This window comes from Photobacterium sp. WH24, assembly GCF_019204055.1.
In the GTDB taxonomy this organism is placed as follows: domain Bacteria; phylum Pseudomonadota; class Gammaproteobacteria; order Enterobacterales; family Vibrionaceae; genus Photobacterium; species Photobacterium arenosum.
The window spans coordinates 672,464-694,122 of the sequence record NZ_JAGSOZ010000001.1 but is presented as its reverse complement, the minus strand read 5'-3'; the positions used below and the strand labels follow the sequence as shown (position 1 = coordinate 694,122).

Annotated in this window: 18 protein-coding genes; 4 read left to right on the top strand and 14 right to left on the bottom strand. The window is 50.7% G+C overall.

Annotated features, from left to right (window positions below):
- Nucleotides 1-127: 127 nt before the first annotated feature.
- Nucleotides 128-988 (top strand): LysR family transcriptional regulator, encoded by an 861-nt coding sequence (locus KCG43_RS03035; protein WP_192017502.1) that lies wholly within the window; start codon nucleotides 128-130, stop codon nucleotides 986-988.
- Here the strand turns inward: KCG43_RS03035 and KCG43_RS03030 are convergent.
- Nucleotides 933-1,703 (bottom strand): TSUP family transporter, encoded by a 771-nt coding sequence (locus KCG43_RS03030; RefSeq protein WP_192017503.1) that lies wholly within the window; start codon nucleotides 1,701-1,703, stop codon nucleotides 933-935. The two genes, KCG43_RS03035 and KCG43_RS03030, sit on opposite strands and share 56 nt — an antisense overlap.
- Before the next feature lie 244 nt (nucleotides 1,704-1,947).
- Between KCG43_RS03030 and KCG43_RS03025 the strand changes: the two genes are divergently transcribed.
- Nucleotides 1,948-2,091, top strand: coding sequence for a hypothetical protein (locus KCG43_RS03025; RefSeq protein WP_192017504.1), 144 nt, complete (start codon nucleotides 1,948-1,950; stop codon nucleotides 2,089-2,091).
- Nucleotides 2,092-2,140: 49 nt separating this feature from the next.
- Here KCG43_RS03025 and KCG43_RS03020 read toward each other — a convergent pair whose 3' ends face one another.
- The 8 genes from KCG43_RS03020 to cmoM all read right to left on the bottom strand — a co-directional run bounded on the left by KCG43_RS03020 (nucleotide 2,141) and on the right by cmoM (nucleotide 13,633).
- Complete coding sequence (locus KCG43_RS03020; protein ID WP_218383192.1) at nucleotides 2,141-2,986, bottom strand: PEP-CTERM sorting domain-containing protein; 846 nt, start codon at nucleotides 2,984-2,986, stop codon at nucleotides 2,141-2,143.
- 134 nt (nucleotides 2,987-3,120) lie between these two features.
- Entirely contained in the window at nucleotides 3,121-3,492 is a 372-nt protein-coding gene (locus KCG43_RS03015; protein WP_218383189.1) for a globin, read from the bottom strand.
- Between the two features lie 251 nt (nucleotides 3,493-3,743).
- Nucleotides 3,744-4,568, bottom strand: a complete 825-nt coding sequence (locus tag KCG43_RS03010) for a tetratricopeptide repeat protein (protein WP_218383187.1) — start codon at nucleotides 4,566-4,568, stop codon at nucleotides 3,744-3,746.
- A 315-nt stretch (nucleotides 4,569-4,883) separates the two neighbouring features.
- The gene (locus KCG43_RS03005) at nucleotides 4,884-5,924 is read right to left on the bottom strand and encodes a hypothetical protein (protein WP_192017507.1); all 1,041 of its coding nucleotides are present in this window, start codon (nucleotides 5,922-5,924) and stop codon (nucleotides 4,884-4,886) included.
- A 360-nt stretch (nucleotides 5,925-6,284) separates the two neighbouring features.
- Nucleotides 6,285-10,745, bottom strand: coding sequence for a chromosome partition protein MukB (gene mukB / locus KCG43_RS03000; RefSeq protein ID WP_218383185.1), 4,461 nt, complete (start codon nucleotides 10,743-10,745; stop codon nucleotides 6,285-6,287).
- Complete coding sequence (gene mukE, locus KCG43_RS02995; protein WP_027253292.1) at nucleotides 10,745-11,473, bottom strand: chromosome partition protein MukE; 729 nt, start codon at nucleotides 11,471-11,473, stop codon at nucleotides 10,745-10,747. Before mukE ends, mukB begins: the two co-directional genes overlap by 1 nt.
- Entirely contained in the window at nucleotides 11,454-12,788 is a 1,335-nt protein-coding gene (gene mukF, locus KCG43_RS02990; RefSeq protein WP_218383178.1) for a chromosome partition protein MukF, read from the bottom strand. The genes mukE and mukF overlap by 20 nt, the downstream gene beginning before the upstream one ends.
- Before the next feature lie 50 nt (nucleotides 12,789-12,838).
- Nucleotides 12,839-13,633, bottom strand: a complete 795-nt coding sequence (gene cmoM / locus KCG43_RS02985) for a tRNA uridine 5-oxyacetic acid(34) methyltransferase CmoM (RefSeq protein ID WP_192017511.1) — start codon at nucleotides 13,631-13,633, stop codon at nucleotides 12,839-12,841.
- 117 nt (nucleotides 13,634-13,750) lie between these two features.
- Here cmoM and elyC point away from each other — a divergent pair, with 117 nt between their 5' ends.
- Together elyC and KCG43_RS02975 are read left to right on the top strand one after the other, a co-directional pair.
- Nucleotides 13,751-14,563, top strand: a complete 813-nt coding sequence (gene elyC, locus KCG43_RS02980) for an envelope biogenesis factor ElyC (protein ID WP_192017512.1) — start codon at nucleotides 13,751-13,753, stop codon at nucleotides 14,561-14,563.
- A 237-nt stretch (nucleotides 14,564-14,800) separates the two neighbouring features.
- Nucleotides 14,801-16,189 carry an L-cystine transporter gene (locus tag KCG43_RS02975; protein ID WP_218383174.1) on the top strand — a complete coding sequence of 463 codons (1,389 nt, stop codon included), beginning with the start codon at nucleotides 14,801-14,803 and terminating at the stop codon, nucleotides 16,187-16,189.
- Nucleotides 16,190-16,278: 89 nt separating this feature from the next.
- Here KCG43_RS02975 and KCG43_RS02970 read toward each other — a convergent pair whose 3' ends face one another.
- The 5 genes from KCG43_RS02970 to msbA all read right to left on the bottom strand — a co-directional run bounded on the left by KCG43_RS02970 (nucleotide 16,279) and on the right by msbA (nucleotide 21,516).
- Entirely contained in the window at nucleotides 16,279-17,586 is a 1,308-nt protein-coding gene (locus KCG43_RS02970) for a serine hydrolase (protein ID WP_218383172.1), read from the bottom strand.
- A gap of 236 nt (nucleotides 17,587-17,822) precedes the next feature.
- Nucleotides 17,823-18,569, bottom strand: coding sequence for a 3-deoxy-manno-octulosonate cytidylyltransferase (kdsB, locus tag KCG43_RS02965; protein ID WP_218383171.1), 747 nt, complete (start codon nucleotides 18,567-18,569; stop codon nucleotides 17,823-17,825).
- A complete protein-coding gene (locus KCG43_RS02960) occupies nucleotides 18,569-18,748 on the bottom strand; it encodes a Trm112 family protein (protein WP_027253299.1) in 180 nt (59 codons plus the stop codon). Before KCG43_RS02960 ends, kdsB begins: the two co-directional genes overlap by 1 nt.
- On the bottom strand, nucleotides 18,729-19,742 hold the full coding sequence (gene lpxK, locus KCG43_RS02955) for a tetraacyldisaccharide 4'-kinase (RefSeq protein WP_218383321.1): 1,014 nt from the start codon (nucleotides 19,740-19,742) through the stop codon (nucleotides 18,729-18,731). Before lpxK ends, KCG43_RS02960 begins: the two co-directional genes overlap by 20 nt.
- A gap of 16 nt (nucleotides 19,743-19,758) precedes the next feature.
- Nucleotides 19,759-21,516: a lipid A ABC transporter ATP-binding protein/permease MsbA gene (gene msbA, locus KCG43_RS02950; RefSeq protein WP_218383170.1), complete on the bottom strand. Its 1,758-nt coding sequence runs from the start codon at nucleotides 21,514-21,516 to the stop codon at nucleotides 19,759-19,761.
- Nucleotides 21,517-21,659: the final 143 nt, after the last annotated feature.

Below are 21,659 nucleotides of genomic sequence, written 5' to 3'. Positions count from 1 at the left end.
TTCTGATAAACCGCCGGACAGTTTACTGGCGGTTTATCTGTTATTTTCCCGCTCGACCATCGCCTCCCCCCGCTGGCTTTGCTATCATCGATTCCAACTATTCATCAATAATGCACCAGGAGCTATTGTGCTGCTTGAAGGTGTGGAAACATTACTGGTACTTGCAAAAGAAGGCACTATGAGCCGTGCCGGCAGCCGTTTATACATCAGCCAGAGTGCTGTCAGTAAACGTATCGCCAGGCTTGAACAACGGTTAGGCAAAAAGCTGATTGTGCCTGATGGCCGGAATATCAAGTTAACCCCGGATGCGCAGGCATTAGTGGCGCAGGTCGGCCCCGGTTTCAATGAATTGAAAGGCCAGATCTTCGATCAACAGGCCATCCGGGATCATAGCCCGGTTATTCTGGCCTGTTCTGAAACCCTGGTCGCTGGTTATCTTGCCGCCTTAATGGGAAGCTTTCTGAAAGACGACCCTCATATAGTGCTCAATACCCACCACACTCCCGTTATTGTAGAGAGAGTACAGGCCGGTGATGCAACCGTCGGGTTTTGTGCCGGTCACCTGCCCGCCCATCACGGACTTCAGGCCAGGCATCTATTCGATGAGCCTTTTACTGTGGTGTTCAATCAGCCGCTGGATGAGGCACCAGAGTGCCTGCTGACCAATGATCTCAGCAATCCTGCCAATGCCTATCAGGCGGGATTATTGCAGCAGGCGGGGATCCGCCCTTTGATGGAAATGGACTCTTACACCGCAGCCGCCAAACTGGCATTGGGCGGAGCAGCCCCTGCACTGGTGCCGCTTTCTGTGGTGAAAACACTGGCAATCAAAGAACAGCATTGCCAGCATTTTGCGTTTCTTGATGGCTTTGCCCGGCCCATTTATCTTTGCTACCGACAACACAGCTACCGCTCAGAACGTGTTAAGCACCTTATTGAAACCATTGCGGATTTTGTTCCCACAGCAGCTTTACTGCCATCAGCATAGACATGATCACCACCATAGGACGAATTAACTTTCGTCCGTTACTGACCACAATTTTGGCACCGATCCTGGCACCGATGAATCCACCTACCGCCATCACCAGGCCAATCTCCCATACCGGCAGCCCTGCCATGATAAAGAACATCAGTGCGGCAATGTTGGAAGTGAAATTCAGCACTTTGGTACGGGCTGTCGCTTCCACTATGCCCAGACCGGCTAAAGTGACAAAGCAAATGGTAAACAATGAGCCGGTTCCCGGCCCGAAAAAACCATCATAAAAACCAATGCTGGTGCCGACAGTAAAGGCAAAAAGACCGTCAGAAATCTTAGCTTTACCGCCATGTACACTGGCCTGGGGCGCAAACAGAAAATACAGAGAAATAACAATCAGCAAAGCAGGAATCATAGTCGTCAGCAACCCTGCATCAATCACTTGCACCAATTCCGCACCCACGGCTGAACCGACAAAAGTACAGATTATTGCCAGCACCATTTGCCGGAGATCGACCAGGCCGTTACGCACAAAATAATAGGTAGCCGAAAAACTGCCAAAGGAGCTTTGCAGTTTATTGGTTGCCAGAGCCTGTGTTGGCGGCACGCCGGCTGCCAATAACGCAGGCACGGTCAGCAACCCGCCGCCACCCGCAATAGCATCAATAAAAGCAGCCAGACCGGCCACAAAGAATAAAATAGCGAGAATGTCTAAAGAGATGTCCATACTTCTTCCTGAAAACGATGGGGACCTGTACCCATAGGCCGGAAAAATTAGCATCACTCAGAACCCGTTAACAGCGAAAGCTGAGATATCAATTCATTCCCTAATGGAATCAATCAAGCACTAAGACGACTTGAGTGCCTGTCCGTCTTTGGCGGCCGGTTTTGGGGCAGCCGGTTTTGGGCGACCGGTTTGGCCGTCCGGCGCTGGCGTAACAGATCTACACTTAACATGGAGGTAGAAGCGTATGTATATCGAGATTCAGCGCTCTGAGCTCAGTGCCGGTTTGTCACAAGCAGGAAACTTACAGGAGTGGGTAGATGCTGCTATTCAGGCGCTGGAGGACTTACTGAAGTCCCCGCAAGATTATCTGAAAGGATCAGAATCATGAAAAAAGGGAGTGAACACTCCCTTTCCGGCTTATGGTTTTATGACATCGTTCATGATTGCGTAATGCGTCGTCTGCGTTGGCTTCTTAATAGCCCTAATAAGCCAAGGCCAAGTAATGCCAAGCTACCCGGCTCTGATACGGGCGTTGGCGGATCACCACCATCCGGATCAAATGCCACCTGGTCATGTGCCCACTCTTCAAAGCCTGAATCAAACTCAGAGAAGCTGGAGTAGAGAACGAAATTGTTCTGACCGGCGGGAATATTGGCAAAGTAATTCTCATTGATTAAGAACACTAAATCCGTCGCACCGCTACCTGGGCCGTTGTTATTCTTGCTGGTATCCAAACGCACAGAGTTATCCTGAAAAGCACCATTGTCATCCCAGTCCAGACTCCAGAGCAAAGTACTATTCTGCAAGTTCGCAATATCATCCACATTCTGGCTGGCAACACTTGTTGAGAACAGCATCAGGTTAGTGAGCACGATTTCATTATTATTACCGGTTTCATTAGCATCGAGAATAAAGGCATAGAAACCATCCAGTGACTGCAATTCAGAGAAGGTGACATCACGGGTAAAATTACCCGACGGGTGCTGATCCATCATATAAGGATCAGTGGTGCTGGTATTAAAACCTTCCTGGATACCGTTTCCATCCCCATTGCTGTTCCCATTCCCGTTACCGTTTCCGCTTTCCTGAACACGAAGAAATGATCCCAGATTACCCGACCCGGCCCCGGTTTGCTGATAAACAGCCACATAGCTGTCACCTTGGTTGCCCATCGTCAATACTGCCTGATCCACACCCGGTGCCGCTAAATTGATTTCAGCAGCATTGACTGAAGTGCCAAAACAGCACAATGCCGTCAATGTTAACCCATTCAATAACTTCATGCCTTGCTCTCCAATCTACAACATGAGTAACTAGGCTATGCAAGCAGCAAGCCACCTTATAATGCTTTGTTTTTATTTACAAAAATAAGGTGAACAAAGAGAGGGTGTAAAAGAAATCGACAGCCAGCCCTTTGCTATTCAGAGGCCTTTCGCGTCATTTCAGCCGACAAGGTTAACTGCACCATAACATACCGCTTAAACACTTCACTCAGGGGCTGAGTATCCAGTGCCTGTTGCATACAGCGAAGCCATGCTGCTTTCTCGGCGCTGTTCAGGCGAACCCGCCGCTGATTGGTATTCAGGTAACGCCGACCATTCGATTTAGTGTACAGCGGCACTTCACCCCGTATCCAAGTCAGCAGAAAAGTCGCCAGCGTTTCACGAAAATCAGTGAGATCGTCCGGATACTTGGCGCGAATTACAGCCAGTTCGGGTTGCGTTTCCATACACTGACAAAATGCATCGGCCAGTTTACGAATACCCGCGTCGCCACCTGCAGCATTCAACCGGTTGTTTCCAGATGAGAAATCAAGAATGTCACCGTTTACAATATCGGATATATCACGTTCGGGAGGTATCACAACAGCGCCCATTACAAAAAACACAGCTATGTATTAATTATCGGCAAAATACTGCCAGTTGAGGTAAAAATCTGTATTCGAAATGGGACAAAAGAAAGCCTTCACAACACTGTGAAGGCTTTAATGCATAACAGGAGAAGAAATAACCGTTCAGGTGTTGTTATGCGAAATGGGTATTACAATGAAGCGCTGTAAATCGTCTGGTTTTGCTGATATAGCCTTAAGCGCTGAGTAAACTTCGCAATGCGTTGCGCTTCTGCGTCCTGCTCCAATTTATCAAGGGCGATTTCCTGCGCTCTGACAGCCTGATTAAATTGACCGCAGGCTGCATAAGCGGCAGCGAGATTGTCATAATCACCCGCATCTGCCTCTGATTTTTTGACTAACTGTTTAGCCAGCTTCAGCGCTAAGTGGCCGTCGCGTGCTTTTTCATCTGAGCAGGTTGCGTATAACCAGACCAGATTACGCTTTGAATCCAGTGAGCCGCCATTCGACGCCTGAGTAAACCAGTGAATAGCTTTACCGCAGTTCACCTCGCCTGCAGCGCCGGAAGCATAATAATTGCCCAGCTCGACCATGGCAGGGATATCACCTTCATTGGCCGCCTTGCTGTACCAGTTGATTGCCAGCTCATTATTCTGCGGCAGCAACTGGCCTTTTTTGAACAGATCGCCGATCATCGTTTTCACTTCAGGCATATCTACCGCGGCTTTTTCCAGCCAGTAAAGCCCTTTCAGTGGATCGGCCTCAATGCCGCTATTCCCTTCCAGATATGCCCGGCCCAGAAAAAGCTGCATATTCTTATCACCCGCTTCCGCTTCTAGCTCCACGTATTTAAGTGTGGATTTCAGGTGATTAGTCGGTTTTGTGGTCACAGATGCCTGAACCGGATGTATACCATACGCCATCACAGCAACACCAAATACTGAACTGAGTGCAATTTGTTTTAGTAGTGTGAGTCCATTCAACGCCGGTGAAAGCAATTTGCCACTGAAAGTCATAGTTGTTTCTCTTTGGTTCCTGTACACGCAATGGAAAGAACTTTAATGAATGGAAGGTCAAAAAACAACCAGACCTATCTGGGCAATCGCGACTAAAAACATCGACATTGTTTATAAACAGGACGGGAATCAAAGAGTTGTTCTGAACGTACTAAGATTATTTTTGCGCAAAAATGAGATATTGATCTTGTGTAAAAAGCTAAAATTACGCATTTTCAGCATTATCGACTAGATGTTCAGCAGAAATTCAAGCTTGTGGCAAAAAGAAACCGGTCGAACAAAGTCGACCGGTTGTGTTTACATCAACCCGATAACTCAGTAGATGTCATAGTTACCGTCTGCGTTATCTGTCACTTCAACATCGTAGTTGCCGTAACCGGAGAATTCGGGAATAGCATCATCGACATCACACATGATTTCGAAGTCATAGTATCCTTTCGGAATACTTGCCATACCGTAAGAATAGCCCCCGTTATCATCCTCACTTGCAGTGGTCACATAATCAGGATCACCTGAGCTTGGGCCATCGGAGTGAGATTTAAACAGATAAATCAGTTTCAGGCTGTCCTGCACGCAAGCCGAGTCCAGAATATCACCCACGACATCGATAGCATCCAGTTTATTCACCAGCCACATCCCTTTACCTGACAGCCCGTAAGCACCGTTATCCTGTATGTTAAAGGCACTATAAGGGTCAATCATCATGGAATAGGTTTGTGGGTAACCATACTTATCTTTCAGGTTAAAGCCCGCAAATTCCAGCTTACCGCCCAGATCAATTTTCTTGTAGTCACCATCATATTCCTGAACATAGGAATAAGGGCTACCGGTATTGATATCAATATCGCCATCAAGATCAACATCATAACCACCACCGTAACTACCCTGGTCGTTAATATTCAGAGTCACACTGACATAATCATCAACCGGCAGACCCACGCCTTTGAGCAGATAAGCCAAATCATTGCTCATATGCAGTAAATCAATCAGCACCATGCCTTCTGGCAGCGCATCATTGATAATTTCTGATGGTGGCACACAATCTGGATCCGACTTCAGCGCCTGTTCAATCACTTCATTGGTGTATTCAATAATATTACCGGCACTGCCTTTGATTTCCAGGCCCGTAATGGCCAGACACACTTTACGTGGACCATCATAACCGTCTCCAGGACTACCAGGGCCACCGGGATCACCAGGATCCGTACCCGGGTTTTCAGGTACTTCAATTGTGACGGGTACTTCCTGCTGTCCATCTGAATCTAATGGTGTATTCGCAGCATTATCCGCACTGTCTGAATCACTACAACCCGCCACTGCCATCATGGCGAGCATTAATAGAATTATACTTTTCATGTCATCACCCCTACGACAAAACTTATTCATTCGTTATTCACTATTCACTCAACCCGACCGCCACGCCTGAAACATGCATTGAGTGGTTAGTCAGATGGCCGACTCCAACACTAAAATTCTAGGCACTCTATCGAGCTCCAAAGCGCTATCGACTGTGACACTAACGATTGAGAAACAGGTCTTAGGAACAAGACAAAACTGACCGCATGATGATGCAAAACAGGATAAAAAGAGGCGAAGTGATCGCTCAGACAACGCTTGATACAAAAGCCCTCAAGTCAGAGGGCTGGAGAGAACAGGAAAAAGATAGGACAAAAAAACCAGCATGTTTCCACGCTGGTTTTCGTTTTTCGTCAGGTTTTAGGCCGGGTCTAACTCGAGTTGCCTGCCCGGTTCCGGCTCACCTTTCGGTTCCTGACCAAAACCACGCAAGCCCACCACATGCACGTGTTCCCGATCTTTAAAGATCTTACGCACAAGCTTGTAGGTGGTGCCCTTCTCCGGGCTGATGTTCTCTGGTGCGGCAATCAGCAGTTGCATGTCCAGACGATCACACAGCTCGAACAGGGTTGCGATAGACTTGGCATCCAGTCGCGCTGCCTCATCCAGGAACAGCAGACGACATGGAATAATATCTTTACCGCGCAGACGACGGGCTTCTTCTTCCCAGCTCTGCACAACCATCAGCAAGATAGCCTGGCCTGTACCAATAGCCTCACCGGTTGACAATGCGCCCGATTCCGCCTGCAGCCAGCCATCAGTACCACGGTTAACTTCAATGCTGAGTTCCAGATAGTTCCGGTAGTCCAGCAGTTCCTCACCCAGGGTTTGCGGCGAACGCTGACCCATATCAATATGCGGATTCAGTCGCTGGAACAACTTGGCAATGGCTTCAGAGAAAGTCAGACGATTATTGCCGAACAAATCCTGATGCTGATCCTGCTGATCAGCAAGACCCGTCAGCAGAGATTCATGGGTTTCGCGCACGTTAACATTCAGACGCACCCCCTTCACCTGACCGAAACTGATGTTCTGCAGACCCTGGTTCAGCATCTTGATGCGGTTTTGCTCGCGCATAATGGTCTTGCGGATGATATTCGCCACACTGTCTGAGCTGATAGCCAGACGCTTTTCACGTGCTGTCAGCTCTTCTGTCAGACGGGCCAGCTCAACTTCCATCTCTTCGATGGCCTCAACCGGATCGTCGGTACGGATAATATCGTGGCGGATACGCTCACGCAGATGCTGGTACACAGCAATGTAGAACAACACTTTTCGCTCCGGACGTGATACGTCTTCAGAAGCACGCAGTGCATCACGCAGCGTTTCATTATCGGCCACGGCCAGACGCAGTGCGCCCAGGGCTTTATCTGACAATGAGCGCAGTTCGTCGGCCGTCATGTAGGCCATTTCGCGGCGATGCAGACGGCGTTCAACATCACTTTCTCGAGCCAGTCGCAGCACGGCACACCAGCCCGCTTTGGTGTTCACCACCAGGGTGCGTAAGTCGATATAATCTTTTTCTACCTTGCGCAGACGCTTCACCAGATTACGCATTTCCATATCCAGTGACGTGGTGGCTTTTTCCAGCTCGCTGCGACGGTTACGGGAACTGTGCAGACGCTCATGCAACTCATCACGACGCAGGCGTGCACGTTCTTCCGCTTCTAGATCAGCGCGGACACCCAGTTCCTGCAGCTCGCGTTCAAATTCCTGTACGGTTTCCTGCTTGGCCTGGTGTGAACTTTTCAGCGACGCCAGCAACTGGTTGTACTGGTTGCTCTGAGTCTGCGCCTGTTTCAGGCTCTCACGGTGGCGGGCACGTTCGCGTTCCGCCGTTTCCAGTTTGGTTTTCAGCTGCTCGTTGAGCTCAGAGCTCTTGCTCAGCAGCTCAACCGCATCGGCATAGCCAAAGTGGTGGCGACGTTCAACCAAATCAGCCAGTGCAAAAATCTGGCTTTTCAGGGTCTGAAGGGCCTGATCCGCATCCTGATACTCAGCCTGCATGGCATCAAACCGCTCAGGATCGGTATCCAGTGCCGACACCAGACCTTCCAGCTCTTCCAGTGCTTTGCCGTGACGTTCAAGGTAATGACGTGCTTCGTCAATCTGGGAAAGCTGCTGCTCCACCTCTTCAAGGCGGGCGGCGATCGTCTCATCTTCTAACAAGGCCACGACCGGCTGCAGTTTGGATAACAGCGATAAACCTTCACGTGCAGCGGTGAGCTGGCTGCGCTGCTGCTGCTCGGTAGCTTCGGTGTCATTCAACTGACGCTGAATCTGATTACGTTTTTCACGCGCGATACGAATTGCTTCTTCCGGATCGGCATCGAAAGCGACCGCCAGATGGCTGGCGACGAAGGCATTGAAGCTCTGGTACAAACGCTGAAGTTTCTGCGCATCAAAAGATGCCTTGGCGTGATCCTCAACAATCTGATCACGCTCTTCGCGCAGAATCGCCAGACGCTGCTCGCGGGCGGCCCGGCCAAACAGTGGCACTTTCGGGAATCGGGAATAACGCAACTGCTGCTGGTTGAGCTGAACGCACACTGCGCCTTCCAGTTCGTCAACAACAAAGCTGCTGTCGTCGAACGAGTCCGCTTCGCCTTCGATGATATACAGATCGTCCGGGCAGTCATCCAGCCCGGAGAGTTTCTCGCGGACTGACTGAAGATCCTGTACCACGATGGCATGGCGTGCAGGACCGTACATGGCACTGAAATACGGCGCATCATCAATCGTGATGTCGTCATAAATCTCAGACAGTAAGGTGCCGCCCAGCACATCGGCAATCACACGCAAACGGGAATCATCGCTGCCGCCCGGCAAGGCCAGACGTTCGATTTCATGTTCTACATTTTGCTTGCGCACTGCCAGCTTGTCTCTGGCATGAATGGCGTCACGCTCAGACTCCAGCGTCTGGTGCATGGCCGTCATCACCGCCTGGCTGTCATAAAGATCCTGGCCAGATTGTTCTGCCAGTTTTTCCAGCGCATCACTGGCAGCAATCCAGGTCGGCGCTTTGCCTTCCTGCAGGCTGATGTCTTTCGCCAGTTGCTGTTCCTGGCGGCGGAGCTCACTGCGTTTTTCCACCAGATCAGACTGGTTCTGCTCCAGACTCTCTAAGGTTGCTTCGTGACGGGCCTGCTCTTCAGCCAGCGCCCGTTCGCCATCAACCTCAACGGCAAAACGCTTAGCGTAAGTATCTGCCTGTTCCTGGGCCTGACGCTGGTGACGCATGCTGCGCTCCAGATCGCGATACTGAGCACTCAGCTGTTCACTGCGCTGAGCAATCATCCGCAATTCACGGCCTGTCGCCAGTAATTCACGGGCTTTTTCACCTGCCGAGGCACGATCAACAGCACCGGCAATGGTCACCACCAGCTGCAGACCACGCTCAAATTGCTGCGCCGCGGCTGCAGACATATCCAGCTTGTGTTTGAGTGCCAGCAATGCCGTGGTTTTACTGTCTTGCTGCTGTTTCAGGCTGGACAGCCGTTCAGCAGCATTCTCCTGATCCAGCGTGTCATCTGCCGAAATCTGACGGGCCTTTTCCAGCGCCTGAACGGCTTGCTGGTACTGTAAGGCGCGGGTTTGCTGTGCATCCAATGCCTGCTGATAATCAGCCAGCTGAGATTTCAGGCTGTCGACCTCGTCTTCACTGAGCATGGCCTGTTCTTCCGCCAGTGCCAGTTGCTCAGCCGCTTCTTCGACAATCATGACCTGCTCTTCCAGACGCTCAGTCAGCTCAAGAAGATCATCACGGTAACGCTCTATTTTTTCCTGCTGGCGAACGGCCGTCTGAACCAGTTGTAAGTGATCCGATGCCGCCTGATGATCCTGCTCCAGCGCACTCTCGTTGTCTTTCAGCTCGTCGAGCTCTTGCGACATGTTGCCGAACACCTGCTGTTGATCAATCAGCGTCTGGCGTGAGCCCAGTAATTCACGACGCAGACCAAGTGTCTGTTCCAGCTTGATACGACGCTCGTTGGCATGACGCATGTAGTCGGCAGCCACATAATTGGTCGCTTCAGTGATCAGGTGTTTAAACAGATCACGATCGCTCTGGGTCACTTTGATCGCTTCGAGCGTCATGCGGTTTTCACGCAGCGCCGCTTCCATATCCTGGAAGGCTTTCTTCACGCCAGAGTTATGCGGCAACAGGTAATCACGCAGCGAGCGTGTAATAGCACTGGAAATACCGCCATACAGCGACGCTTCGATTAAACGGTAGAACTTAGACCTGTCGGTACTGTTGCGCAGCTTCTTCGGCAAAACACCGAATTCAAACATCTGCGTGTGGTAGTCCGTAACAGAAGAAAAAGTTTTAAACTGCACACCTTCGTACTGAGACACAGCGTCTTTCACTTCATTGATCTGACGCACTCGTGCCTGGTTCTCAGACAGGGTTTCCACCAGAATATCCGTTGGTTTCACCGCTGACGGTAAGCCTTGGATCAGGAAAGGTTTGATGTCGACTTTCTTGTCCCGGCCGGCAACCTGCTGCAGTTTCACCGCAAAAATAATGCGCTGGTTCTTGGAGTTGACGATATCGAGCGCAGAATAACAGGCGCCTGGCTTGAGCTTGCCGTGTAATCCCTTATCACGGGACGCATTGGAACTTCCCGCTTCTGTGGTATTACGAAAGTGCAGCAGGCTCTGATCAGGGATCAAAGACGTGATAAACGCAGCCATGGTGGTGGATTTACCCGCACCATTACCGCCGGAAAGTGTGGTGACCAGTTGGTCAATATCAAATGTCCGGGCAAAGAAGCCGTTCCAGTTAACCATGGTCAGAGATTGGTACTTACCGCGCTCCATCAGGCGTGTTCCTCTTGCTCGGTTTCTTCATCACTTGCAGTGTCGTTCGGTTGCTCTGCCTCAATCAAACTGGATTGAGTCGGCAATTGCTGATGCACTATGGCTTCGCCGTCACGGATCAGGCGAAGCTGAGCTTCCCGGATATCATCACTGTTACGCACATCTGCACCAAAGCGGAATACCGCTTCACTGATGCGGAATTTACCGCTGTCGCCCAGCATGATCACCATGCCCAGACGGCGCATACGGCGCAGGGAAGTTTTCACTTTATCGAACAGTTTTTCACGATCCAGATCAGAGCCTGACGCCCGGTTGGTCACCAGCTTCATGAGTTTCTTTTCGTCGGCCAGCGACAAAAGCTCATCAAACAGTTCCTGATTGGTAAATATCCCCTCATGGGCCAGACGTTCAGGGCTCAGGTACAGGAAGCACAGTACTTTTCCTACCAGCATATCCAGCTCAGACAGCACAGAGCGGCCAATCAGCGAGGTGGAGCGGGGACGCAGATAGAAGAAGCCTTCAGGGGCTCTGACCAGTTCAGCGTTATAGCGCTTATAAAACAGCATCAGGTCCTGCTCAAACTCCAGCAAAAAAGCATGATTATCCAAATCTTCGCTGGAAACATGGCGGCCCGAACGCAATGCATTATCCAATGCCGGGAACAAGGGGTTGGCAATGGCTTTGGCCAGATTCTCTGGCATAAATTCTTCAATATTTGTCAATGACATTGGCTTGTACCTTGGCTCCGTAGTCGTTGATCAGTTCCCAATCAGGCTGAATCGCACTGAAATCCGACTCGGAATAACCGAGCCTCACGGCCTGATCGACAATAATACGAGCTAAATCAAAATGTTGTGCATGGGAATGCTGGCTCAGATATTCCCGGATCAAGGCGCCCAGATTAATGGCGGCGCCCTGAGATTTATGAATATCCAGCATTTCAGCAATTCTTTCACTGAGCTGATCATTGACCTGGCTCAGTTCTTCAAATTCAACCGTTTCCGGCACTATGCCTGTCACTTCATCGTCACGCAGGACCAGTTCTTCATCACGCATGTCCAGCAGGCGATCAGCATCGGCGTAAGTGAGCTGCCATGGTGCGTCGAAAAACTCGGCGACCGACTGGCGCAAACGCTGGCTGAAGGCACGGTTTTTGTCCATATCAATGGCGGTACGGATAAACTTATGCACATGGCGGTCGTAGCCGATCCACAAGTCTATTGCCTGCTGACCCCAGTTAATGATCCGGTCCAGTTTTGCCTGCAGCGAGTACACCATGCCTTCGACATATTCCAGATCCAGATCCAGATCCGAGGTTGTGCTTACCGCATCCTGAATGGCAAGCAGCTGGGTTTGCAGCTGATCACCGGCTGCTTGCAGAGTATCCTGAAGCTCGCGCAGCGTACTGGAGGTTTCATTAAGCAGGCTTTCACAGTTGGTAATGGCCGCACGCCAGTCCTGATTCAGCAACTCAGCAATGTCTTCTTTCACCTGCTGCTGCTGCTCATCCATGGTGCGCTGGTTCAGATCGATACGATCGAAAATCTCGGCCACTGAATATTTCAGTACCGCATAGACGTTGATCTTCCAGTGCTGTTCATTGCCGCCTTCATGGGCAGCGACCGCTGCTTTGGTCAGCTCATCGGCCACCATAGCCAACTGAATCGACAGCTTCATCGATGAGAACTCGCGATGACGGGCGTAGTAATCGGCAATACCCAGTGCCAACGGACTGAGCCGGTAAATACTGGCACCTTCTGTCATTTCACTGGTAAAACGGGAAATCAGACGCTGGCGCACCAGTTCGTTGATTGCGTTATTGGCGCGGAAAACCAGGGTGTCTTTCGACTGGTCAAACATATCGCTCACAATCTTGAACGCATCGACCAGTTCACCTTCCCCCAGTTCCTCATCCAGACGCTCGCCGCTCAACACGGCAATCGCCAATAAAAATGCCAGTCTTTCCGTTGGCAGGTTAAGGGCGAATTCATGTTGTTTCACCCAGGTCACCAGCTCAGGAACAGTCTGGGATTGGTCACTCATCCGTTGTCCTTATTTGTTAGATTTATTACTTGCAACCGGCTTTATGTTTCTTACTGCAACGGTTTCTGAGCGTATACATGGATATACCGCCCTAAAGATAAATACGGTTCCTGACGGCAGAGACGCTGCTCCATCGCCAGTAATTGTTCAAGACTGTAGTCACCCACCCTGTCGGTACGCATGTAATCATGAAAAGTCCGTACACCGGTTTTACCCAAAATGGTAAAACCGCCTTCCGTGAGCCATGCATACACCTCTTCCGGTGTCTGTGCCGACTGGGGCTGAAGCTTGAATCGTTTGCGGTGTGGCATCCCTTGTTCTACGTGGGTTAGATTACCGCAAATAAGGTTCTTAAACAGCAAGCCATTATGGTTATAAAACATGACGGACACTATCCCGCCAGGTTTCAGCTGCTTCATCAGGTGTTCGAGTGCGGCACGCGGATCGCTCAGCCATTCCATTACCGCATGGAACAAAATCAAATCGACCGGCTCATCCAGGTATTGATCAACCTGCTGCACCGGACAATGTATGAGTCGATATTGCTCAAGCAGGCCATTTTTGGCAATTTCCACACCTGCCAGTTTCAGCATTTCTCCAGAAAGATCACATAAAGTGATGGTATGACCACGTTTCGCAATCAATTGCGATAACTGTCCCATTCCGCCGCCAGCATCCAGCACATGCAATAATGCGCCCGGCTCTGCTGATGTCGCGTCAAGGGTATGTAAAATCTGCTCCAAATCTTGCCATACGACAGTCTGACGGATCAGCCCTTTTGCTGTACCGTAGATGTTTTCTGAGAACTTTTGGGCTAAATCATCAAAATTTCGATCTCTGATCACGTCAGTTTTCGTTATGATAGTGGCCTAGTCAGATGCTTATTGTGTCACAAGCTTTAGAGTAATAAAGACTTGGAGCGCGTATTCAAGCTCAATTGCTGAAATTTCGGACGACCTGATATGTTTGAACTGAAAAAAATCTTGTCAGCTTTTTTGATGCCCCTTCCTTTGCTGCTGATCGTGGGCATCACAGGGTTGATGATACTCTGGTTTACCCGTCGCCATAAATTGGCCGGGTACATGCTGGCCGTCTCCTTATTGGGTATTTTCCTGGTTGCCTTTCAGCCTGTCTCCAGTAGCCTGCTGACCCCGTTAGAACGTCAGTATAAAGGCTATATTCCTTCCGGACAGCCGGTGGATTACATTATGGTGCTAGGTAACAGCCATGTAGTCGACAAAGATCTGCCTATCACCTCTGAGCTGTCACGCGCCTCACTGATGCGCCTTGCTGAAGCCATACGTATCCATAATCTGTCGCCCGGTTCCAAAATCATCCTGTCAGGCTATGACGGAGGCACTGAAATCAGTCAGGCCAGAATGATGGCAAAAGTGGCCATCGCATTAGGGGTGAATAAACTGGATATACTTTTGCTGGAAACCGCAAAAGATACCTGGGAAGAAGCCTTTCAGGCCGCTTCTGTGGTCGGCAAGCGCAACTTGGTTCTTGTGACTTCAGCCAGCCATATGCCGCGTGCCATCACCGAGTTCAGTCAGGCTGGCTTGAGCCCGATTCCTGCCCCGACAAATTATCTCGCCAGTGATGAAATCCACCAGCCCTGGCTGAAATACGCACCTAAAGCCCAGTATCTGGAACAAACAGAGCGATTCTGGCATGAAACGCTGGGGAAATGGTGGCAGAAATTGCGTGACATGGCCGACAGCGCCGCGCCCGTCAATGTCGTGCAGCCTGTCGCCAACAACACCGCCGCCTGAAACGCTTCAATACAACAGCCAGCTCACTGCTGGCTGTCACTGCACAATTATTCCCCTCCAATAGGTTACAGCTTAACCAATATTCCATTTGGTTTTAACATGTTCGATTTTTGAATAGTTAAAGTAATTAGGAAACATTCCTTAAACTCCGCTTAATCCCTATGATGCTGAAAACATTTTTTGACAGCTCTGCGCAACATGTTATGCAGGCTGGATACCTTATGAATAGAGAGAAGTATGTTTCTAATCGTGAACCTGGCGGTATTTGCGCTGCTGATTGCCTTTCTGGTGAAACAACAAAGCAGTGATCAAACCCTGTCCAAGCGTGTATTTACAGGTCTGGGACTGGGTGTCATTTTTGGTGCGGCTCTGCAGTTTTTTTACGGTGCCGGGCATGAAGCCATTGCAACCACGCTCAAGTATGTCGGTATTGTCGGTTCAGGCTATGTCAGCCTGTTAAAAATGATTGTGATGCCTTTGATCATGGTGTCGATTATCGCCGCTATCGTCAAAGTGAAGAATGCCGGTTCACTGGGCAAAATTTCAGGCCTGAGCATTGGTATCCTGCTGGCAACCACAGCCGTATCTGCACTGATAGGTATTCTGGTCAGCAACATGTTTGGTCTGAGCGCTGAAGGCATTGTTCAGGGCGCGCGTGAAATTGCCCGTGGTGAAGCACTGCAGACCCGTCTGGCCTCGGTAGAGACCCTGTCTCTGGCTGACATGATTATTTCTTTCTTCCCTGGTAATCCGTTTGCCGATTTGGCAGGCAGCCGTCCAACCTCAACCATTGCAGTGGTGATCTTCTCCGCGTTCATCGGTGTCGCCAGCCTGACCGTTATCCGCACTCAGCCAGAACTGGGCAAGAGCCTGGAAACCTTTGTCAATGTAGCACAGGAAGTTGTCCGCACTCTGGTGCGCATGGTGCTGGCTCTGACACCGTATGGCGTACTGGCACTGATGACCAAAGTCGTTGCCGGTTCAAACTACAGCGATATTCTGAATCTGCTCAACTTCGTGGTGGCTTCCTACATCGGCCTGGGGCTGATTCTGGTAATGCACCTGATTCTGGTAGCTGGTGTCGGTGTCAACCCGGTTCGCTTCCTGAAAAAAATCCTGCCGGTGCTGACTTTCGCCTTCACCTCACGTTCCAGCGCAGGCACCCTGCCACTGAACATTGAGACTCAGGTGAAAAAACTGGGTAACGGTGAAGCCGTTTCTAACTTCTCTGCCTCTTTCGGTGCCACCATGGGCCAGAACGGCTGTGCCGGTCTGTACCCGGCCATGCTGGCGGTGATGATTGCCCCGACCCTTGGCATTGACCCGCTGGATCCGGGCTTCATTATGACCTTGATTGCAATCGTTACTATCAGCTCATTCGGTATTGCCGGCGTGGGTGGCGGGGCAACGTTTGCCGCCATTATCGTTCTGTCTGCGCTGGATATGCCTGTGGCACTGGCTGGCCTGCTGATTTCCATTGAGCCTCTGATTGATATGGGCCGTACCGCGGTGAATGTCAGCGGTTCGATGACTGCCGGTACAGTGACATCCCGGGTATTGGGACAAGCAGACAACAGCATTTTCGACAGCGATGAAGAAATCAGTGGTGAGCGGGCCAACGCCTGATCCGCTAGCAATACGGATACACAAACAGCCCGGTCCTGACCGGGCTGTTTGCATTCAGGGTTATCACATGTTTACGTCATGCCCATTTTTCAAAACCTTTCCAGCGTTTTCATCATCTGATCAATCAGCGCGGCGCGCTTTCTGAAATCAACAAAAAAATTATTAATCAACAACACCAAGCCATCCCCTGTCTCCGGATCAACCATGACGCGAGATAGAATGCCCGGCCCACCGCCATCATGGCCCCAAAATGCCCCGTAACGGGGAGATTTGAATTGAAACCAGCCCAGCCCAAGCGTACTCCCCGTACGCGGATCATGGCGCTGAACCTGCCACATGCTATTCAGCGTTTCTCTTTTAAGCAGAGCAGGCGTCGTTTTATCCTGGGGCAAACAGGCACACATCAGGGTGACAAATGCGTTGGTGGAAGATCCTAATAACGCCGCAGCATTCAACGGTGAAAAATACTGACAATCATTAAAGGCAAAATAGGTTTTATGATCATCCGCTGTAACAGCCGTCCGGTCCAAATAGCCTCTGTCCTTCATCTGCTGGGTAAATACTGCCATGATTGGGGCTCTTGGGCTGTTTTTGGCCTCATAAGGCGTGATGATTTTTTGCTGATCCAATTCAGCCTTTTGCCAACCGATATCCTTCAAACCTAAGGGCGAAAAAATATGCTGCTGGGTATAGTCTTCAAATGAGAGGCGGCTCACCTGCTCAATCAAACAGGCTGCGACCATGGTATTCAGGCTCGAATAACCTGCAATCACCCCAATGGGGTCTGGTGTTAATTGCGAAAAATCTCCAGGCTGATAAGGATCAAACGCCAAGGCCGGATCGTGTTGGGCGCCCTGCGGCGATAAATAAGTCGTCACCCAGGTTTTCAAATCAACCGAGTCCTGCTTGCAGAAAAAATCGGCCATGCTGTCAGGTGCCGATGTCATTTTCCGGGTCGACAGCGACGAACTGTGAGTCAGCAAGTGATAAGGAGTAATCGGTGTATCCGGAAAATGCGGATTGCGCAATGTGAACCCCAGGTAGTCACTGACATCATCATGCAGCCGGACCTGATTCTGCTCCACCAGCTGCATCAGCGCTATCCAGGTCACCAGCTTAGAGACAGATCCCAGTGTCGGCCAAATACTGTCCAGCGTTGCTGGCACTCTGTTTTCCAGGTTCTGGTAGCCAAACCCTCTGCCCCACACCATCTGACCATTTTTGATCAGAACCGCGCCGATAGATGCAGCCGGTAAATCGGTTAAAGCATCATTGAACATCTCATCCAAAGCCGCCTCCGGCGTTTGGGTATCATGGAGCCACCATGCGCCTGTGGTGCCCGCCACACCAGCAATCACAGCACTTTTCAGTAGACCTCTTCGTGAAATCTTTTGCATTATCAACCAGTCATTAACAGTGAAGAAGATTCAGAGATAGGACCCACCCGGAACACACGAGCGTTCAACCAGCCCCTCTTAAGCAACTGATTTTATAACTAATTGAAAGAAAAAGTCTGCGAAAGATATCACTGATGCGACCAGAACCATTAAATGCGGGGGGAGAGGAATCAGAATGGTGAATGAAAAAAACAGCCGGCCTGGTGGCCGGCTGTTTTTATTTCGCCAGATCAATCTTACTTAATCAGCAAACGGACTTTTTCCAGATCTTCCGGGGTGTCTACTCCAGCCGGCGGCGGATCAATGGCGACATCGACGTGAATTTTTTCGCCGTGCCACAGCACGCGCAGCTGCTCAAGCGACTCAATTTTCTCAAGTGCACTGGGTTCCCAGTTGATGTAGGTATTGATGAAACCAGCCCGGTAGGCATAGATTCCGATATGACGCAGCAGGTTCTGATGGATCTCCTGCGGGCGCTTGGCAAAGTTATCGCGATCCCACGGAATGGAGGCCCGGCTGAAATACAGCGCGTAACCGTTTTTATCCATCACCACTTTGACGGCATTCGGGTTAAACACTTCATCAGCATGGTCAATTTCCACCGCCAGGGTGGCCATAGGGGCGTCACTGCGAGCCAGATTGTCCGCCACCTGACGAATGATACTTGGCGGGATCATCGGCTCATCGCCCTGAACATTCACCACTATCTCATCTGCAGCCAGCTGGTACTTTTCGACCACTTCAGCCAGGCGCTCAGTGCCGGATTCATGATCCGCGCGCGTGAGGCACACCTCGCCACCAAAGCTTGTCACAGCATCCGCGATGCGCTGATCATCCGTCGCGACAATGACCTGTCTGGCACCGGCTTTACTCGCTTGTTCGTACACCCACTGAATCATCGGTTTCCCGGCGATATCTGCCAGCGGTTTGCCGGGCAAACGGGAGGATTGATAACGGGCCGGAATAATGACAGTGAATGCCATTACATCACCTCATCGGCACTCAAAGTGCGCGCTTCCGGCTCCAGCAGAACTGGAATGCCGTCATTTATCGGATAAGCCAGACGATCAAATTTACAAATCAGTTCATTATTGTCTTTATCAAAGTGCAGTTTGCCTTTGCATACCGGACAAGCAACGATCTCAAGCAGACGGTGATCCATATTCTTCCTTCACTTCTATAATTTTGTTCAGCAATTCGATTGACTGAGGCTCTGAGAGTTTGGCATCAACAGGCAGATACCACCAATTTTGCCGGGCAAATGCCTGACACTTCACCGCATCTTTTTCAGTCATCACCAGGTGTTCGCCTTGCTCTGCCAGCGCTTCCAGTTCACTGGCCTCAAAAGCCTGATGATCCGGGAAGGGCTGGCAATGAAGCGGCGTCACGCCCAGCGCATTCAAGGTGGCAAAAAAACGTGGCGGATGACCGATTCCGGCCATGGCCACGACCTTTTGCAGGCTGTCTGGTGCACGGCGTTCACCCGTCAGTAAATTCACCAGCTCGCCTGGCTCAAGGTGCATGGCAATTTCGTTACGCCGGGCATCGCCGCCATTGCAAATCAGAAAGTCGACCTCGTTCAGTCTGTCGCAGCTCTCACGCAGCGGCCCCATAGGGATCAACTGCGCATTGCCGAAACGGCGTTTACCATCGATGACGACAATTTCAATGTCTCTGTCGAGCGCGTAGTGCTGAAGGCCGTCATCAGTGATAATGACATCGACGTCCTTTTCCAGCACTTTCACCGCTTCCGCCCTGTTTGGTGCAACCACAACAGGGGCACAGGTGCGACGGGCAATTAACACCGGCTCATCACCTGCTTCAGCCGTTGTTGTGCTCTCGCTCAGGCGCAGCGGGTAATGATCCGATTTGCCGCCATACCCCCGGGATACCACGCCCACTGTCAAACCTTGCGCCTGAAGTTGTTCCACCAGCCAGATAACGACCGGCGTTTTACCGTTTCCGCCTGCGGTAATATTGCCGACGACGACCACAGGCACGCGGGCACGGTATGCCACTTTGTTACCGGATTGGTAGCTGAGTCGGCGCCGGCGGCTAATCCAGCCAAATAGCTTGCTTAATGGCCAGAAGATAGGTGCCAGCGCCCACCCTGCCGGGTGGCGCTCGAACCAGATTTTTTCGATCAGATTTGCCATCAATGACCAGCTCTGCTTATTCGCCAAACTGGATACGGTGCAGCTGCGCATAGGCACCGTCTTTTTCCAGCAACGCGGCATGGACACCGCGTTCAATGATTTCACCTTCGTCCACCACCAGAATTTCATCGGCATTTTCAATGGTCGACAAACGGTGAGCAATCACCAGCACAGTTTTGTCTTTCTGCAACTCATCCAATGCTGCCTGAATGGCGCGCTCAGATTCTGTGTCCAGCGCCGATGTGGCTTCATCCAGTATCAGCACTGGCGCATCACGCAACAGGGCACGGGCAATGGCGATACGCTGACGCTGACCACCGGATAAACTGACCCCGTTTTCGCCGATAACCGTGTCCAGTCCCTGATCCATACCTTGGATAAAATCCATGGCGTAAGCAAGTTCAGCGGCTTTCTCTATATCTTTCCTGCTGTATTTATCATCACTGGCATAGGCGATATTGTTGGCAATGGTGTCGTTAAACAGGTGCACGTTTTGCGACACAATCGCCACCTGATCGCGCAGGTTTGCCAGTTTATAATCATGGATGTCACGCCCATCTATGCTAATCAGGCCAGAATCTATGTCATAGAAACGGGTTAGCAGATTAGCAATCGTACTTTTACCCGAGCCTGAACGGCCAACCAGAGCCAGTGTTTTACCCGCCGGTAAGTCAAAACTGACATTGCGCAGTGCGGGAGTATCTTTTGTCGGATAAGTGAAAGTGACGTCTTTAAAGGCCACATCCCCTTTCACGCGCTGCGTTTCGTAAGTACCGTGATCTTTTTCGGTTTCCAGCTCAAGGATGCCGAAAAGCGTCTGGCACGCCGCCATACCACGCTGGAACTGAGAGGTGACATTGGTCAGCGCTTTCAGTGGCCGCATCATGCCGAACATGGCACCAAAGATCAGGGCAAAAGTACCGGGAGTCAGTTCACTGCGCAGACTTTCGGTATTGGCCAGGATCAGCACAGCAACCAGCGCCATTGACGCAATAAGCTGAATAACAGGGTTGGCAATGGCCTGAGCCGACACCAGCTTCATGGTCTGCTGACGCATGCGGTTGCTGACTTGCTCGAAACGGTTTTTCTCAACCTGCTGGCCGCCATAGCTCAATACCACTTTGTGCCCTTTCAGCATCTGCTCGGCCGATGAGGTCACAGAACCCATGGTGTCCTGCATATTTTTAGAAATGAGGCGGAAACGCTTTGAGACCACACGAATACTGACAGCCACCACCGGGGCAATCACCAGCAAAATGGCAGACAGTTGCCAGCTGTTCCAGAACATCATCCCCATCAGCGCAATAATGGTCGCGCCTTCACGAACCAGGCTGACCAGCGCACCACTGGTTGCGGAGGCAACCTGCTCTGTGTCATAGGTAATTCGGGATAAGAGTGCGCCGGATGATTCTTTGTCAAAAAAACTGACCGGCATCGTCATGAAGTGGTTAAACACCTGCCGGCGCATATTCATCACAACATTGCCGGAGACCCAGGACAGACAGTAAGTGGAAACAAAGCCACTCAAGCCACGAACCAGCATCAACCCCAGAAGATAAAAAGGCATCTTGGCCAGAAAATTGGAGTCCACACTGTTCAGACCGCCAAAGCTTTCATCCATCAGAGGTTTGATCATTGATAACATCAATGCATCACTGGCTGCATTAATGATCAGCGCGATAACGGCAGCAATCAAACCCGCCTTATATAAGCTGATTGACGGCCAGAGTCGTTTGAACGTATCCCAGGTGGATTGATCGTTAGCTTGTATCATGTAAAACCGATTGTTATCTGTTAGTGGCGGTTATTCTACTCGTTAACGAGTCATGCACCAAGTAAGTTACAAGGCTCTCGTGCTTCTTAAATCCTGAAAAGCGATGCTTTTTTATCCGTTCGAGCCCAATTTGAGAGACTCAA